The organism is Pseudopedobacter beijingensis, from assembly GCF_042678145.1.
GTDB lineage: Bacteria > Bacteroidota > Bacteroidia > Sphingobacteriales > Sphingobacteriaceae > Pseudopedobacter > Pseudopedobacter beijingensis.
In genome coordinates this window covers 66915-84999 of the sequence record NZ_JBHUDG010000003.1, presented here as the reverse complement: position 1 = coordinate 84999, position 18085 = coordinate 66915, and the positions used below count along the sequence as shown (strand labels likewise).

Here is an 18085-nt window from a genome sequence, read left to right as displayed (position 1 = left end):
AATATATATTTTAATTGTTTTTACATTAATGATAATCTTAACTTGAGATAGAATGCGCGCCCAGGTTTCTGTAATCGGAAGTTATCATAAGCCCGTTCATCTGTAAGGTTACGAGCTTCGAATGAAATGTTATATTTATTCTGAAGCCAGGAATAACTTAGGACTGCTGAGTGAATAGTTTGTGAAGGAATATGGTCTTTAGATGCCAATGATCCTAAATGAGCCTCGCTTAGATAAAACCAATGGCTGTATTGAGATAGGTATGATAATTGAATCCGGCTTCCTTTTTGAAACCAATCATTCTGAATAAGGCTTAAATCCATGCTTCCATAAATCCAGGGTCTATTTGGAATCTGATAGTTGTATGATAAATTTACTTTTTGATTGGTTTCATCTGTATATTTATTGTTGTCGATAGCTTTATCATAAGTTCCATTAAGGGTAAGAGCAATCAAATCTTTATATCCGTATTTCACTTCAGTGGAAAAACCATATAGTTTTACTCCGGGTATGTTATAGTATTGAAAATAATCTTTATCTACAATTCGGGTATTTATATAGTCATCAGCCAGACGGTAAAAGCCTGTAACATCTATATTTAAAAAATTATTTTCATTGATAAATGTGTTGTAATAAAAGCCCGAATTAATATTGTCGCTACGTTCTGGTTTTAAATCAAAATTAGATATTGTATTTACCCCATCTCCAAAAAACTGTGTCATGCCGGGTAGATTATATGCCCGTTCGTAAGATAATTTCCATCCTCCATCTTTTGTAATCCGGAAGCGGGAAGCAATACTCGTACTATAGAAATTCCAGTTCTTTTTGTATCGTACTATTTCTCCACTGATATATTCATTATTACCAGTGAATTTTCGTTCATCTATATCATGTGTAGCATTTAGTCCATAATATTTTACAGCTACAACATTGGATAAGCGTTTGTTAAACCACTGATTTTGCCACGATAAACCGAAAAGGTGCCTGTCTAAATTAGATAACAAACCCGAGGAAAGATCGTTGCCAATGATCATATCATATTGTTTCTGATGGCTATTGTTATAATTATAATTGAAGTTTATACTTTGATTACGTTCTTCATCAAAGTCATAATTGAGGTTAATTCTTGCTAAATTATTAGTGATGTTAAACTTATTATGTATGGGGGTGTTGGGTTGGGATGCATCTCTGTTAGCAATCCAATTTCCTGACCAGGAATAGTTATATAAAGCGGTATCTCTTACATGTCGTGTGTCATAACTGTAGCTGGTATAAATATCGGCAAATAAACGGTTGATTATAAAATTGCTCTTTTTGTAAGTTAACGAGGGCATCCAATAATTACTTTCGGACCAATTTCCTCCTTTTACAGCACTAAGTGTGGCGCCTAATTGATTTTGTTTATGATTTTGTGAGTAAGTTATACCTGCATAAAACTGATCAGCCCAGGGTTTATCACGAACGCCAACTTCGAACTGTCCCATTGCTGATGTATAGGCATCGTTAAAACGTTTGGCTGATGGGATAGTTACGAATTCGTTTCCTCCTCCTTCTTTTGGAACAACTTCCTGAATAATCACATTGTATTTCTCTTCAGAATACATTTTATAGTCATTATCAGAATGGTTATAAAAGGCATTCAAACGAAAAGATAACTTATTTTTTGGATTGGTATATGTGCCTACTAAAGCAGATTGATGAGTGTTGAATGAACCTAGGTTATAACTAAGATCCAAAAATGGTCTGGCTCTTCGTTTGGTGATAATATTGACAGCGCCACCCAAAGCATCTGATCCTAAGAAAGCGGGAACTACCCCTTTATAGACTTCTACACGGTCAATCAGATTTACTGGGATATTGTTTAAGGACATAGATGATCCGAAGTTATCCATAGGAACACCATCTATGAATATTTTAGCATCTAAACCGTTTATCCTGAATACAAAATTAGATCCTAATCCGCCATCTTCCCGTATAGTAATGCCTGTAGCTCTTTTTAGAACCTGTGTAATATTTGCAGCTTCATTTGCATTTTTGTTTAGATCTATGACGCTTACATTAAAGCCTGAACGTTTTATCTCGTGAATTTTTTCTTGATTCTCAGACTTCCCAATGACAGTAACTTCTTTCATGAAGTTATCGCTTTCTTTAAGTTGGATATTGTGTGTATTAGCCTTAATGGGGATAAGTGCTATTTCTTGCGAATATTCTAAATAACCTAATGCCCGCACTTTTAAAAAGATGGGCTTATTAGGCAAATTGTCAATTTTATAAAAGCCATCAATGTCTGAAACAGTATTTACGTCTGGTTTTAAAATACTCACAACAACACCTGCTATCGGATTTCCAAAATTGTCTTTTATATAGCCATTGATTGAAGTTGTTTTCTCTTGTGAAAAAGCAGGAGAAATATATAATAAACAGAGTAGGATGATTGCGTTTTTATAGATATAGTTTTTTGAACTTTGAATGTTTGTTTTTTTTGCTGAAAAGCAAAAAGACCAGGTTATAGAGCGATTAAGACTGGATAATTTCAGTATAAACATTTAGACTAGTTAAAAATAATATTGTTTTACTAGTCAAGTAGCTTAAATGTAAAAGTACCGAAGGTGTTAGTCGTAAAAAAAAGATTTTTTTATGGTTGCTATTTTAAATGGTGTGCTTTTTAGCTTGATAAAGCTTTGTCTTTAGAAGTTTCTATCGATTCTGAAGATATAATCAGTCTCCCCAGATAATTGTACCCCCTTTTTGAGAGTACCAGATTTAATATCATAAATCCAAATGTAATTATTCTCTTTACCTGCATTTACTGCTATATATGCTGTGCCTTTTTCAACAATTACACATTCTTTTCGTGTTCCCTTATCTAAAGGCAGGTTGATCTTTTGGGTAGATTGATTTTTTAAATCTAAAAGATGAAATTCAAAATTGTAAGTGCTGTGGAGATCGCTGAAATTTGTATATAAATCTTTCCTTTCGCTACGTACTATAGCTTTGTTGTTTCCTAAATACCATAATCCATAAGCGTGATTGTTGATTATAGAGGATATATTAAAGAAGTAATTTTGATCGAGCAGGTTTTCATCCGCTTTAATTCTGAAAATTCCAGTAGGTTCATTTGGCATATTCCCCATAGCTATACCTGGACATGTCATGAAATAAAAATCACCATTCTCGTTTGTAAAAGAATAGGGTTGCACAGTGTTTATCCCTCCAGGATAAGCAGATCTGGTATCTTTTTCTATATTAGTTAGCGTTAGTTCAGGATAGTTAAGAGTAGCCATATAAATGGTGTCGCTTGAGTTATAGTTGTACGATTCGTTAAATTGATGAAAAGTAAACCCTATAAATAATTTGTTTTCCCTTTTATGAATAAAGCCAATAGATGTTGATTCAAACTTGCCTTGTGGTTTGGGTAAGGGAAGCGGTCCGCTTTCTATAATATTAAATCTTGTGGTATTTATTTTGTGATATTTTGGTATAGAAGAAGTTTTACGATCAAGTCCAACCAATAGCAACGTGTCAGGGCTTAACCAGAAAAAGTTTTCAATTCGGAAATCTTCTATGTTTAAGACCCCAGTTTCTTTCAATCTTGTGGTGGTTTTTACATATCTGGACAATTTGTTGTTTTTAGAGTCAAGATGGTAATAGTTGCCCGATTTTACAATCATTTCTCTACTCACTATTTTGTCGTTTAATAGTACTCCATTTTTTTCTGGTGTTAAAATACCTTCGGTTAAAGAGTTTGTCTGTAAAAGATATTCTTGCTTATCAAATCCCAGTATGTAAATACTATATTTTTTCTTTTCTTCTTTGTCTTCGGTTTGTTCTGTGCAAGCACTCAATAAAACCTGAAGTATAGCAAGAAGACATAAATTAAAATAGGTGAATAAATACGGATTTCGTGTTTTCAAGTACAAGAGAAATTAAATACTGAAATGGGTCATTAAATGTTTTTGTAAAACCGGAGGTAAGTGCACTATGTCTTTTTCATTTACAACGATAGGTTTTGAGGAAGGGCAGGTATTGCTTAACACAATATAGGTTTGTCCCGTCTTTAATTTGATTTTATCATGATAACCCTGAAGAGTAAGTACGATATCTTTTTTGGGGCTTAGTAATATACTGCCACAGAAATCTATCAGACTATTGTTTAAATCTATCTTACCATTGCTTTTAGGAGCCATAACAATGCTGTAGTTTCCTGAATCTATATGTTTTATCTGGTTGCCTTTAGAGTTGTCAAAAGCAAAAAGACGTTGTTGTTCCTTTTGGGGGCTTAGGTAAGAATAAGTGAGGCCAACCGCTAAAACTAGAAATAGTGATGCAGCTATTTTAGAAATAAGACGTATTGGATGATTGCTGATTTTAGGTTTCGAAATCTGCTTCTCTTCTATAAAAGAACTTATTCCGGACCATATTTCCTGCTTATCGGTTGTTTTATGTAGTTCGTTAGGAAGCTGAGAATTATCAAACTCATCATGTGCTAACCATGCATTAACCAATGCCTCCTCTTCGGGGGTACAATTGCCAAGATGGTATTTTTCTATGAGTTCTTTATCTATTTCCATTTGAAAAACTTTTATACGAGAGTTTCTCTGGCATAAAAATAATGCAATTTTTTCAAATAAGTAGCACAGGCAACTGATAGCCGTATGTCGAGCTGGGAAGTTTAAGAACGAAAAGTAGGAATGTTGTTTTTTAAGGAGCTTAAAGCTCTTGTGATATGGTATTCAACAGCTCTTTCTGATATGAGTAGAATAGAGGCAATTTGTTTGTTGGTAAGCCCTTCTTCTCTGCTCATTTTGAACACCTTTTTGCATTGACAAGGTAGTTTCTCTATCAGCATATTTACTTTTTCGAGCAGATTAGAAAATACAATACGATCTTCTGTACAATTTGTAGCTAGTGGACACTGGTGCAATGTGTTTTCTAATAGTCTTTGCCTATTTACTTTGTTACGTATGTATTCAAAAGTTTTAAATTTTGCAGATCGGGCAAGATAGTTTTCTACCGTTGTTAGTTCTAACTTATCTCTACGTTCCCAAAGAGACTTAAATATGTCTTGAACTAATTCTTTGGCCACTTCGCTTTCTTTTATATTGTTATAGCATATCGCATAAACTTTTTCCCAATAACGCTCATATATCGTTTCGAACGTTACTTTGTTGATAGGAGTGGAGCTGGTGCTTTTATTTGGAGTATCTGCTGATGCCATATTATTTCCTACAAATATATATTTATTTAGATTGAATATAAATAAAAGTTAATATAAAAGCTGATAAACCTCATGCATGTATTCTGCTTCTTCTATGGCGGTTAGAAAACAAGTCCACTCATTCTCACTGAAGATTAAATTTACCTGTGAATGTTGTGTAGAAATAAGAATTCTTTCTTCGTCATCCGGGAAAGCTAAAAATGTATGGTCGCTATTTTTAATATACTTCTTAAAAGCCAGAAACTGCTTGTTCTCGAACGTCAACATAAGACTTTTGTGCCAGATGTATGTTCTTTTGCATTCTGGGCAATAACTGATTACTGTCTGGTCTTTTTGGCTGAGTAGGATTGTTGGACACATGAACTGAAATTTATGCGGTACCCGAAATTCAGATACCGCAGATTTAAGGATTAAGGGATTTTTTTTTAATATTTTAGTTTCTGAATAGCGGTTATATTACCACCTTCAACTTTTAAACCTCTGGTTGCAACAGCTGTTTCTCCATCGATAGCATAGACGTAATTTCCGTCAGGAGTATTTACTCCCAGGTAACCAACTTTTGCATCATCAGAAGTAATATTATACCTGGTAGTGAAAGAAGTAATTACTTCCGGCAAACCAGTAACCCATTTAAATGTTTGAGCATAAACGTCTACAACTGCCAGCTTTCTGGTATTATTATAGGCAACAGTTCCAGGAGCACCATACATGTTTAACATAAATTTGCCTTTTCCAATATAAGTTTGGTTTGCGATATGATGACCTCCAGATTTTTCCTGTACATTAAAGAAGTAAGTCTGATCAAAGGCAGTAGTGCCTTTTTTTATTCTAACAATTGCTGATGGTTTAGTTGTTGTTTGAATAGTTAATTTTGTTTTTCCGTCAGGACCAAGTTCTGTTGGATGTGGTTCTGTTGCAGATGCAGGAGAAAATCCATATACATCGCCTTGTTCATCTACAGCTAAGCCATTATTCATATAAGCGCCAATAGAAGCAGTACGATTGTCACGAATAATTTTTTCTAATCTTAAATCAGGATAAGAAAATACTGCAACCCAGGTGCTGTCAGGGAATGATGTGCCAAACGCATCTGTGCTCAAACCCCTAATACTCATGTAAGGTGCCAATAATTTATCACCAAATTGAGTAGCCCAGGTAAAATGAGCTCTTTCTCCGTTACCTGCAAGTTTAACGATATCATGATCTGCAGTTCCAACAATTTCTTGTTTATCTGCATTTACGCGGAAAAAGTTTGCAGTTTGGTTGGTTCCACTACGCGGAATTTTAATCAATACAATATCATCTTTCATGGGAGCAAATGTTTGAACTGTTTCCGATTGAAAGTTTGATATTTTTGTTAGTTTTCCAGCAGCATTTAAGCCATAAGTAGTAACAGCTCCCGGGTTTCCTTGCCCATAAAGCATACTAAAGAATTTATTTTTATGGGTAACATAATATCTATAAGTACCTTCCTGTTCTATACCATTACCTAATATGGAGATACTTCCTTTATGAAGACTGTCTACTTCTAAGATATAATCTGCAACACCCGTACTGTTGGCTGGTGTAACAGTTACAATATATTTTGTTTTTGTAGTGTCCTCACTTACAGGGTCAGGTTCTACAAAGGATGTTTTTTTATCACAAGCACTTAATATAGCCAGTGAAGTAGCTGCAAGAATTGCAATTTTGTTTGAGATTTTCATTTTATTGAAATTTATGATTATGATTAATTTGATTTTCTACTGAAATAATAGCGTGTTTTAACATAAAATCCACGACTTGGTTTTTGAAGCGAGTAATTATCTATTAAAAGATTATCCATTAGGTTTTTACATTCAAAAGCAATATTGTACTTGCCGTTTGCCATAGTGTAGACAATGCTTGCATCATGTGCATATTGTCTCTCTGTTAAAAATTTTGTACTGGTTGTTCCATAGGCCGGTGTGTATAGATAGAATGGGGCTACATAAAGTAAGTTATACCCAAAACTTAGGGTATTGCCTTTTCTATAAACGTTATGAAGGAATACAGAGAGATCAACATTACTAAAGAATGTTGGTAAATTGGGCATAGGTGTATTATAGCTTAAACTTGGTACATTAGAATTTTGTTGATAGATTGATTTGTCTTTGATATCCTGATAAGTCACATTTATACCAGATGTAATGAGGTTTTTATAAGAATATCTTATCTCTCCGTCTATACCTTTGTTTTCTACATTATCCCAGTTTTTCATGGATTGTTTTACCTGATTTGGATCAAGATTAACTCTTATGAAATCTGAAGTTTTTCTGTATAGAGCGTTAACGTCAAAATTAAAACGATGGATTTTATTAATGTGAGTCGCCCAGGTAACTCCGGCATTATAGTTATAGCTTTGCTCTGGTTTCAGGCTTATATTCCCACTAATATTAAGTAAATCGCCAAAAAGCTCTTCCGTTTCCGGTAATCTGTATGCTTTTTCATGCGAAGCTTTAATTTGCAGATTTGGTAATAAGAAATACGTTGCTGCAATACCATAACCTAATTTATTGTATTTATTTACCTGTTCCAGATAGTAGGTTTGTGCTCCCCATGATTCTGAGATAGTATAACTCTGAGAATACTTGTTTCTTTGATAAAAATATTTACCAAATACGGTCGTATTCCATTTTTCATTGGGCTGAAATCTATAACCTAGTCCGGTAATATTTTTTGAAGATATTCTCGGTTGCTCATTGGCTTCGCTTTCTGGAGATAATGCATCCCACCCTTTTCTGTTAAAAAAATTGGTAACGTTGTTTAGCATAATCGCATGAGAATCTGCAATTTTATATGACAGATTTGCTGTTGCTAAACCATTGTTGTTTCTAAATTTATAAAGCTGTCTGGTTTGTTCTCCACCAGCAACCCCTACAGGTCCGGGTTTAGTTTCGCCAAGCCAATTATATTTAATATTTACTGTATCTATATTCTGTTCATGACCCAGATTATAATTGGCACTCATATTAAAATTTAGGTTTTTTAGAAAAAGATCATTTTTTTGATACTTCATTTGTGGAATAATGGTATTACCTTCTCTAAACCAAGATCCATAAACCACTTTCATGCGGGCACCAGTTTGTATATCGGCTTTATTTTGGCCAGCTGTTATACCAAAAGTTAGTTTGTCTGCATACTTTTTATTAACAACTCCAATATTTGCAATAACTGTTTCGTTATGATAATTATCATGAAATCTTCTCACCCTAACTTCTGGATAATATTTGCCAGTATAGAGATCTGATGTTTCTACCGTGACCCAATAATTATTGTCGGAGTAATTTTGAAATGCATTTACCTGGAATGTTATACCTTTTTTTGTTATAATTCCGGCATTTACAGAACTACGATGAGTATTAAAAGACCCAAAAGAATAAGCGGCATCAGCATAAGTTCTTGGAGAGCTATCCGTAACAATATTAACCGCTCCGCCTAATGCGTCAGAACCTAGCCAAATAGGTACAACACCTTTATAAACTTCAACTCTTTCTGCCAGGTTAATGGGGATGTTATTGATCTGAAATGATGAGCCGAAATTTTCCATAGGTACTCCGTCAATGAAGAACTTTACCTGTCTTCCGTTGAAACCATTCATAGCAAAGTCTATTCGCGACCCCACACCTCCAGATTCTCTAACTCTAATTCCAGAGACTCTGTCTAAGGCATGAGAAATATCTAATGTGGTATTATGAAGTTTTTTGGCATCAATAGCAATTACGTTATAAGCTTGTCTGTTTACATCCTGAACGGCAGATCTTCCGATAACAGAAACCGTTTCCATCTGCTGAACGTTTGTAATCATCTTGAAGTTGAGTGGGTAATTTTCTGCTGGTTTTAGAGATACCTCTTTAGAAGCAGTTGTCATTCCCACTGATGATGCTTGTACAGTCTGTTTCCCTGACGGAATATTCTTCAAATTGAAATTTCCGTTTAGATCCGATGTTGTACTTAAAGAAGTATTTAAGATTTTAACAAGAGCTCCTGGTATAGGTTCTCCATTTTCATCTGTGATTTTTCCGTTGATACTCGATTTTGAGTTTTGGGCAAAAGAGTAGAATAAATTAGTGAGCAATAGTGCCCCGATCAGCAAAAATTTTCTAATTTGCATTTACTTTTAATTTGAACGTTAGAAGTTTCCCTCTCGCGAGGGTATGAGCCGTACAGTTGCCGCTGTACGGCTCTCTTTAAATCCTGTAAAAGTTGCCGCTTTTACAGAATTCGAAAGAATTTGTGCCTGCCTTACCCATAGCTCAAACCGACCGAGCCGGGTAAGCAGGACTTAGTTTCTTAATTATTTAGACACTTCAAAACTATAAGTAGCCCCTTGCCATTCGGCTTTGTATTCTTTGCCATTATGTTCTCCACTGTTTTTGACAAAATTACTGGCTTCTATTACATATCTTCCCGGCCAGATTGGATTGAAGTTTATCATTCCGTTAGTGTCGGTAATAAATTCTTTGCTCCATCCTTCAGGTGAAAATACAGATACTTGTTTATTAACCAGAGGCTTACCATTTAAGATAACTTTTACTTGTACGTTTGAAGTTGTTTTATAAACTTTTGTTTCATTAGTGCTTATCTTCAACGGATTAGAAACCTCATCTAAGTTTATAGTAGCGTTTTTTCCTACAGTAACAGCGGCTAATGATGAGAACTCATATTTTGTAGTTCCCCCAAGGTCTTTTGCCTCATGTACCACGGTAAGCGTATATACTCCATCTTTTTCTGGTGTAAAATGAGCGGAGAAATGGTCTTCTTTGTCCGTAGTATTTAATTTAATCTTTTCCTTTCCGGGAGCACTAAGCCATAAAGAGAATTCTTTTACATCAGAATACCATTTTTGTGTCTTCTCTTTTTCATTAGTTGCATATTCTCCATAGAATATTTTTACCTCATGGTTTAGTCCATTCTTTCCCACGGTGTTGGTCTCTATCCATAGGGCATGTGCAAACAACTTGTTTGCACTAAAAGTGATGAGTATTGTAATAATCAATAGTTTACAGGTTTTCATGTTTGTTATTTTATTTTTATTGTGATTTAGTTTCTTCTGTTTGTATAAGTAAGTTTTCCAGAACGGGTTCTCTTTTCTTTCTTGTTTGAGGAACAAAAGGTTTTGCATCCGTTGTCTCAGTCTGATTGTTTTCTGTCAACCTCTTTTTTTTGCTTTTCTTGTTGTTTTTACCAAATTTTCTTCCCCACCATATTAAAAAACCAGTTATAGGAAGTGACGCCCCTATTAATGTGGATAAAAATGCAAGTACTTTTCCGGGGAATCCCAGGATACTTCCTACGTGAATATCATAATTCATTTTTCTTAGTTTTCCACCGAAACCGGCTTCCTCGTAAGAAGAATCATATACTGGATGGTCTCCTTTAAGTTCTTTTAGGGTATGTTGATCGAATTTATAATTACGGTTGTTGTAGAATTGGCCGCTTGTAGGATAAATGGTAATACTTATTATAGATTTTGATTTGGAAGTGTCCGGAAAGCTATAATAAAAACCCTCTGATTTGGGGTTTTCACTGATGACTTTATTGAATGCCAAATCTATCGCTTGTTCTGGTGTGTAGAACTTGTTAGCCTGTAAGGAGTCTGATTCAAGTCTTTTAAATTCTTTTAAACTTTGACCGCCAGAAGTTGCCCAGTATAAGCCTTCGCTATACCATTTTATACCCCAGACCATTCCCGTCAGGGCTATTGCCAGTAAAAATAAAAGAGAATAAAATCCTAAAACATTATGAAGGTCTAAATTCACACGTTTAAAAGAAGCTCCCCACTTTATCTTAAAACTTTTATCACGGGTGCTTTTATTCCACTTTTTAGGGTACCACCAAACCAATCCTGTTATTAAAAGAATTACAAATACCAGTGTGGCATAATTAACCACGGGACGTCCAATCTCATAGGGTAACCACAAAAAACGATGTCCATTTAATATAAATCTAAAAAAATCTGTTTGACCTTTTTCTCGCACTTTTTTACTTATAATTTCTCCAGTGTATGGGTTTAGTTTTAATGTAGCACCTCCTTTTCTTCGTTCTCCTAAACCAACATTTACTGTACGGCCCAATTGGTAATTGGCATAGGAGAGTTTCATGTCCGGGAACTCTTTTTTTGAAATTTCTTGTATTGTAGAAGGGGAGATTACGGGTTTGTTTTGGATTTCTATTCTGGTTTCTGGTTCTATAAAATATGCAGTTATTTCTTCGTTAAATACCCAAATGCAACCGGTAATGCATACTATAAAAACAATAACACCTGATATAAGCCCTAACCATAAATGTAACCAATTATTGATCTTTCTAAATTTCATTCTATATTTTATTTAGATTAATTATAGATAAGGCAAAAATAGAGTATCTTTTTTATTATCCAAAAAATTATTTAGAATAATTATAAATAAGTTTGTTTTTGTTTTATATTATTGATAATTAGTTATTTATGTTTTTTTGGATACGGTTTGTTTCGGTATATGAATATGTTTACGTATTGAAATATATAAAGTGGGATAAAGAAAATAGAAATGATTAATTAACTTAGAAACTTTACATCACTTATAAATACAAAATGTTATTACCTTTTTTTCAATCAGAATTAATAGAAGCAGGGTGCGATGAGGCGGGTCGGGGCTGTTTAGCCGGACCTGTGTTTGCGGCTGCGGTTGTTCTGCCTAAAGACTTTTCTCATGATCTGTTGAATGATTCTAAGCAATTGTCTGAAAAGGAAAGGAAAAAGCTGAGAGATGAGATTGAAAAAAGTGCTTTAAGTTATGCTGTAGCCTCGGTAGATCATCAAGAGATAGATCAGATAAATATCCTTAATGCCTCTTTTTTGGCTATGCACAGAGCGTTAGATCAATTATCATTAAGACCAGAGTTTGTCATTATAGACGGAAACAGATTTAAGCCTTACCAGGAGATTAATCATCAGTGTGTGGTAAAGGGAGATGGAAAGTATTTCTCTATAGCTGCCGCTTCGGTGCTGGCAAAAACATATAGAGATGAGTATATGGAAGCTTTGCATGCAGAGTTTCCTCAATATGATTGGATTAAGAATAAAGGCTATCCAACTTCTAAACACCGTATTGCAGTTAAAGAGCATGGAATAAGTATTTATCACAGAAAGACATTTAGAATAAGCGATCCGCAATTAAGTATTTTTAATACATAATTTATGAGAGTTTTAATCCTTAGCAATAGAGTTCCTTTCCCCCGAAAAGGAGGATATTCGATTGTAATTTACAATACGATGAGAGAATTATTGCGGCAAGGATGTCAGATAACTCTCTTTAGTTTGAATCCGACCAAACATTTTGTTTACACCAACTCTATAGACGATGAAGTGTTCAGACAAATTAATTTTTATACCTATAGTGTCGATGATCGGGTCAATGCCAAAGCTGCTTTTTTTAATCTGTTTACCAATAAGTCATATAATGTTAGCCGTTATTTTGAAACATATTGCGCCAATAAACTGGCGCAGTTATTAAAAAACGAAAGTTTTGATGTTGTGTTATTTGAAGGTTTACAGGTAGCCTCTTATATAGATGTTGTACAGTCTAATACAGCAGCGAAGCTATTTTTTAGATCGCATAATATAGAATCTAAGGTATGGAAAAGACTGGCTTTAAAAGAAAGCTTTTTACCAAGGCGTATTTATTTAAATTTACTTAGTAAGAGGTTGCATCTCTTTGAAACCGGAGTGATTAACCGTTTTGATGTCTTATTGGCCATCAGTTCGGCAGACGAACATTTTTTTAGAAGTATGGGCTGCACTCAAAAAGTGCTTACTATTCCCGTCGCATTAGATCTTACTGAGTATGTGACGACAACAGCTTTAACGCCGCATAAAAGTGTTGGTTATATTGGTTCTATGGATTGGCGTCCAAATATAGAAGGACTTAGGTGGTTCTTAGATCAGGTATGGCCACAATTACAGGAACTGCGCTCGGGCATAAAGTTTCATTTGGCAGGAAAGAAAATGCCGGTAGAGTTTCAGTTGAATAATCAGCCCGGCTATATTCTGGAAGGGGAGGTTGAAAACGCACTGGAGTTTATTGCTAAACAGCATGTTTTTGTTGTTCCCTTATTTGCCGGGGGAGGAATGCGGGTAAAAATCATTGAAGCAATGGCTTTAGGTAAGTGTGTTATTGCTACCTCAATTGCTGCAGAAGGAATTAATTATTTGCATGATAAAAATATTTTGATTGCAGATAAAACAGATGATTTTTACAAACAAATTCTCAGGTGTTTTACAGATAAAACACTTATTAAACGGATAGGCGCAGAAGCCAGGTTATTGGTGACACAACAGCATGATATAGAAAAAGAGTGCAGAAAGATGTTAACTATCTTCGAAAATACTTGTAATAACAAGGCTTGATGTTTTTTTCTTAATTTCGCGGCAGATTTTATCGTATAAAAGATAAGTCTCTGGTTTTATCATGAAGAATACTGCGTTAACAGAAAAGCACATCGCTTTAGGAGCCAAAATGGTGCCCTTTGCGGGTTTTAATATGCCCGTTCAATATTCCGGAATCAATACCGAACACGAAACCGTAAGGAAAAGCGTCGGTGTTTTCGATGTAAGTCACATGGGCGAATTTATTATTAAGGGAGAAAAAGCTTTGGACTTGATCCAAAGGGTGAGTGCTAATGATGCATCAAAGCTATTTGATGGAAAAATACAGTATTCATATTTCCCAAATGAAGATGGAGGAGTGATAGATGACTTACTGGTTTATCGTATAGACGAAAAAACATATATGTTGGTAGTGAATGCCTCAAACATAGAAAAAGATTGGGACTGGATAAATAAGCACAATACTGATCATGTTGAGTTAATCAACATTTCGGAGCGCACTTCTCTTTTAGCTGTTCAGGGGCCCGATGCAGCAAAGGCATTAAATCCATTAACAGATATCGAACTTTCCAGTATGGAATACTATACTTTTAAAAAAGGAGTATTTGCCGGAATCGAGAATGTTTTAATTTCTGCTACAGGTTATACCGGAGCCGGTGGTTTTGAAATATATTTTGACACAGTGCACTCAGAAAAAATATGGGACGCAATATTTGAAGCAGGAAAAGTTTACGGCATTCAGCCAATAGGTTTAGGTGCCCGGGATACCCTGCGTTTAGAAATGGGATTCTGTTTATATGGCAATGATATTGATGAAAACACCTGTCCAATAGAAGCGGGTTTAGGTTGGGTAACTAAATTTAGTAAAGACTTTGTTAACTCAGAAACCCTAAAACAGAAAAAGGAAAATGGTGTAACAAGAAAACTGGTAGGCTTTGAGATGATAGACAGAGGGATTCCACGTCATGGTTACGAAATTGTAGATGGAGAAGGCAGAACAATAGGAGAAGTAACATCAGGAACACAATCACCATCATTACAAAAAGCTATTGGCTTAGGTTATATAGAAAGACCTTTCGGTAAAGAAGGGACAGAAGTGTTTATCAATATCAGAGATAAAAAGATTAAAGCTAAAGTGGTAAAACCACCATTTTATAAAGGATAATAAAAATATTTACAGGAAAACCAGAAATATAAAAGTATCCGGAGAGGTGTAAACGTAATAATCCGCTGAACTTTTAAATCCTGAGTTCTTCTTTTGAGCCCTACAATACGCATGAATAAGAGAAAGATAGAGGTCTGTTTAACTCCCGTTTTGCTCCCTCTTTATGATATAGAAAACTCAATAGTTGTTGTCATAGATATTTTTAGGGCAACAAGTTCTATCTGTTATGGAATAGCTAACGGAGCAGAAGCTATTATTCCGGTAGCCAAGGTAGAGGACTGTCTCAACTATCAGCAGACAGATTGTTTATTAGCCGCAGAAAGAGATGGTAAAGTAGTAGAGGGGTTTGATTTTGGGAACTCACCTTTTGCGTATACAGAAGATAAAGTAAAAGGAAAAACCATTGTTTTAACAACTACAAATGGAACCTATGCCATTTCCGAGTCAAGAAAAACAGCCTATCAGGTTATTGTTGGTTCGTTTTTAAATTTGGATGCCATTTGTAATTACTTGCAAAAGCAGGATAAGGATGTCCTGTTATTATGTGCCGGATGGAAAAACAAATTCAATCTGGAAGACACCTTGTTTGCAGGAGCTGTTGTTACTCAAATGGGTTTAGATAATTTTGAATATGATGATTCTGCTTATGCTGCAGAAGATCTATATCTGCAAGCCAAAGATGATTTAAGCGGTTATACCTCAAAAGCATCACACGGAAAAAGAATGCAGAAGCTAAATCTGGAGAAAGATATTGCATTTTGTTTAAATCACAACCTAACCAATGTAATTCCTGTCTTAGTAGGAGATAAATTGGTTAAAATGTAAAAACATGAAAACATCTTGGAAGAAACTTGCCGTTTTACTTTTCTCGATGATACAAATTGGAGAAAGTTATTGTCAGGTTTCTTCTATAGTAAAAGATGGAGTTAAGCCAATCTTAATAGCCCGTAGTTTTTCTTTCTCAGAAGGTCCCGCAGTAGATAAAAAAGGGAATGTCTTTTTTACAGATCAGCCCAATAATAAAATTTGGAAATATGACATTAAAGGGAATTTGTCTCTGTTTATGGATAGTGCAGGACGATCTAACGGAATGTTTTTTGATTCCAAAGGAAACCTGCTGGCCTGTGCCGATGAAAACAACCAGCTTTGGTCTATAGGTAAGAACAAACAAAAAGTGGTGCTTTCGGATAATATCAACGGAAAGCTTTATAATGGGCCTAACGATGTTTGGGTAAGTGCTGCTGGACATGTCTATTTTACAGATCCCTATTACAAAAGAAGCTATTGGACTCGTACACAAACAGCATTATCTGTTAGTGGTTTATATGTGCTTTATAAAGGGGCTTCCGAAGCGGTTTTACTCGATTCTAATTTTGTGCGACCTAACGGAATAATAGGCTTTCCAACAGGAAATATTTTATACGTAGCCGATATAGGAGACAATAAAACCTATAAATACACAATTTTATCAGACGGAAGTCTGTCAGAACGAACATTGTTTGTTAACAAAGGTTCGGATGGAATGACAATTGATACAAAAGGAAATGTGTATACCACAGGGAAAGATATTGTGGTGTTTGATAGAACCGGGCAACAAATAGCACATATTCCAGTCCCCGAACCTAAAACCACTAACCTGAGTTTTTATGGTAGAAAGAGAGAAAAGCTATTTATCACAGCAGGAAAAGGTGTTTATTTGTTGGATATGCAAGTTAGGGGTTTTAAATAAACAAAGTATCATTATTACCGTTTCATATCAGACAATTTAGGGAAATGGACCACTTCCCTAAATTGCCCCAATAAGTAAAAGGCTTAAGTTCTTATTGATAAATTCCTGTTCCTGATGAATTTCACGTGGAACCCATTTTTACGTGTTTGCAAAATCAATGATGTATTCTTTGTAGGCCTTATAATTGCTTCTTTGCCTTTTGTTTTTGACGATAATTTCTGAAAAAAACAATAGCTATTATAGCTAAAATCCAAAGAGGCCATAAGGTAATTAACCCCAGTACCAGATTTTTGAAAATACTTATGCCATTCGCAAAAGCATTTTTTAGATCCTTCCCGAAAGAAGGTTTTACAATTTCGCTGTTGGCAGAAGTAATATGGATTTGAACCTCACTATATCTGATTTGTTTTTTTAACGTGTTAAAGCTGTTCTCCGAAATATCAATCGTCGTTTTTAGCTCGCTCAGTTTATTCTCTATCTCCAGCATATCGCTCATCTTTGTAGCCTTGGCAAGCAACTGCACATACCTGTTCAATAATGCTTTTTGTGCATTTATAGAAGTCTCTGTTTCTACATATTCTCTGGTAACATCCTTTCTCTGAATGCTTTTTCCGGTCATTTTACCTGGAACACCTTCCAGTTGATCAATGAAAGCCTCAAACTTTACCGCCGGAACACGACACTTTAGTGTGGTATATTGATAACTACCACTAGAACTATTATCTTCCTGTTCGGTATAACCACCTAAATTTTTTAGTAGCTCATTTACTTTCTGAACGGCAGACAAACTGTTATCCGATTCAAATGAAATATCTGCTGTTTTGATCATCTTTAAAGCAGAATCTACTGTTTGGGTGTTGCTTTCAGTCGGTGTGGGAGGTGTAGCTAATAAAGCCTCAGACTCTACCATCCTGTCTTCTGATGATGAGGTAGCAGAAGGGGTGCTGCAAGAATAAAGCAGAAATATAAAAAGTGCAGAGAGTATTGTTTTCATAGACGTATTTTAACCTAAATACCTCAACTATGAAAAAGGTAACCTTTATGCACTTTGTCTCTATGTTTTTTGAACTACTTAATGGATAGCCAAAGCGGGGATATGAAAATAATTCAGATAGATTTTATCGATTTATTACAAAAAATAAGCGGTTTATAATTGGTTTGTTAAAATGTATCCTAATTACTTTAATTTTTCGTTGTTTTTATGCCTTTCCGCATCCCGGATAGATTTCTTATCCAGGTTCTTTTCTAAGGCATCGGTTAAATCTATTCCTGTTTGGTTGGCAAGACAAATAAGAACAAATAGAACATCAGCCATCTCATCTCCTAAATCCACTTTTTTATCAGATTCTTTAAAAGATTGTTCTCCGTATTTTCTGGACATGATACGGGCCACCTCGCCCACTTCCTCCATAAGAATAGCCGTATTTGTTAACTCGTTAAAATATCTTATTCCGGTAGTGTTTATCCATTTGTCTACCAGTTCTTGTGCTTCTTTTATAGTCATAATACGAATTTAATATAGCTAATATCATGAAAAATTATAATGATTAGAGAGTTTTGGAAAACCTTTCTATGTAAACTATTATT

General features: G+C 34.9%; 16 protein-coding genes. 5 read left to right on the top strand and 11 right to left on the bottom strand.

Going from position 1 to position 18085, the window contains the following annotated elements:
* Nucleotides 1–20: 20 nt before the first annotated feature.
* The 9 genes from ACFSAH_RS02440 to ACFSAH_RS02400 form a co-directional block, all read right to left on the bottom strand.
* Nucleotides 21–2546, bottom strand: a complete 2526-nt coding sequence (locus tag ACFSAH_RS02440) for a TonB-dependent receptor (RefSeq protein WP_379661101.1) — start codon at nt 2544–2546, stop codon at nt 21–23.
* Nucleotides 2547–2687: 141 nt separating this feature from the next.
* Complete coding sequence (locus ACFSAH_RS02435; protein ID WP_379661100.1) at nt 2688–3914, bottom strand: DUF4374 domain-containing protein; 1227 nt, start codon at nt 3912–3914, stop codon at nt 2688–2690.
* 12 nt (nt 3915–3926) lie between these two features.
* Nucleotides 3927–4571, bottom strand: a complete 645-nt coding sequence (locus ACFSAH_RS02430; RefSeq protein ID WP_379661099.1) for a hypothetical protein — start codon at nt 4569–4571, stop codon at nt 3927–3929.
* Between the two features lie 101 nt (nt 4572–4672).
* Nucleotides 4673–5218, bottom strand: a complete 546-nt coding sequence (locus ACFSAH_RS02425; protein WP_379661098.1) for an RNA polymerase sigma-70 factor — start codon at nt 5216–5218, stop codon at nt 4673–4675.
* Nucleotides 5219–5266: 48 nt separating this feature from the next.
* A complete protein-coding gene (locus tag ACFSAH_RS02420; protein ID WP_379661097.1) occupies nt 5267–5578 on the bottom strand; it encodes a DUF6686 family protein in 312 nt (103 codons plus the stop codon).
* A gap of 65 nt (nt 5579–5643) precedes the next feature.
* Complete coding sequence (locus ACFSAH_RS02415) at nt 5644–6924, bottom strand: DUF4374 domain-containing protein (RefSeq protein ID WP_379661096.1); 1281 nt, start codon at nt 6922–6924, stop codon at nt 5644–5646.
* Nucleotides 6925–6947: 23 nt separating this feature from the next.
* A complete protein-coding gene (locus tag ACFSAH_RS02410) occupies nt 6948–9350 on the bottom strand; it encodes a TonB-dependent receptor (protein ID WP_379661095.1) in 2403 nt (800 codons plus the stop codon).
* Nucleotides 9351–9533: 183 nt separating this feature from the next.
* The gene (locus ACFSAH_RS02405) at nt 9534–10253 is read right to left on the bottom strand and encodes a DUF4198 domain-containing protein (protein WP_379661094.1); all 720 of its coding nucleotides are present in this window, start codon (nt 10251–10253) and stop codon (nt 9534–9536) included.
* Nucleotides 10254–10269: 16 nt separating this feature from the next.
* Entirely contained in the window at nt 10270–11556 is a 1287-nt protein-coding gene (locus ACFSAH_RS02400) for a PepSY-associated TM helix domain-containing protein (RefSeq protein ID WP_379661093.1), read from the bottom strand.
* Between the two features lie 254 nt (nt 11557–11810).
* Here ACFSAH_RS02400 and ACFSAH_RS02395 point away from each other — a divergent pair, with 254 nt between their 5' ends.
* The 5 genes from ACFSAH_RS02395 (at nt 11811) to ACFSAH_RS02375 (ending at nt 16498) form a co-directional block, all read left to right on the top strand.
* A complete protein-coding gene (locus ACFSAH_RS02395) occupies nt 11811–12413 on the top strand; it encodes a ribonuclease HII (RefSeq protein ID WP_379661092.1) in 603 nt (200 codons plus the stop codon).
* 3 nt (nt 12414–12416) lie between these two features.
* A complete protein-coding gene (locus ACFSAH_RS02390) occupies nt 12417–13625 on the top strand; it encodes a glycosyltransferase family 4 protein (RefSeq protein ID WP_379661091.1) in 1209 nt (402 codons plus the stop codon).
* 61 nt (nt 13626–13686) lie between these two features.
* On the top strand, nt 13687–14769 hold the full coding sequence (gene gcvT / locus ACFSAH_RS02385) for a glycine cleavage system aminomethyltransferase GcvT (RefSeq protein WP_379661090.1): 1083 nt from the start codon (nt 13687–13689) through the stop codon (nt 14767–14769).
* 111 nt (nt 14770–14880) lie between these two features.
* Nucleotides 14881–15594 carry a 2-phosphosulfolactate phosphatase gene (locus ACFSAH_RS02380; RefSeq protein ID WP_379661089.1) on the top strand — a complete coding sequence of 238 codons (714 nt, stop codon included), beginning with the start codon at nt 14881–14883 and terminating at the stop codon, nt 15592–15594.
* 4 nt (nt 15595–15598) lie between these two features.
* On the top strand, nt 15599–16498 hold the full coding sequence (locus ACFSAH_RS02375; protein ID WP_379661088.1) for an SMP-30/gluconolactonase/LRE family protein: 900 nt from the start codon (nt 15599–15601) through the stop codon (nt 16496–16498).
* A gap of 178 nt (nt 16499–16676) precedes the next feature.
* Here ACFSAH_RS02375 and ACFSAH_RS02370 read toward each other — a convergent pair whose 3' ends face one another.
* Nucleotides 16677–17492, bottom strand: a complete 816-nt coding sequence (locus tag ACFSAH_RS02370; protein WP_379661087.1) for a DUF4349 domain-containing protein — start codon at nt 17490–17492, stop codon at nt 16677–16679.
* Between the two features lie 183 nt (nt 17493–17675).
* Nucleotides 17676–18002 (bottom strand): nucleotide pyrophosphohydrolase, encoded by a 327-nt coding sequence (locus ACFSAH_RS02365; RefSeq protein ID WP_379661086.1) that lies wholly within the window; start codon nt 18000–18002, stop codon nt 17676–17678.
* Nucleotides 18003–18085: the final 83 nt, after the last annotated feature.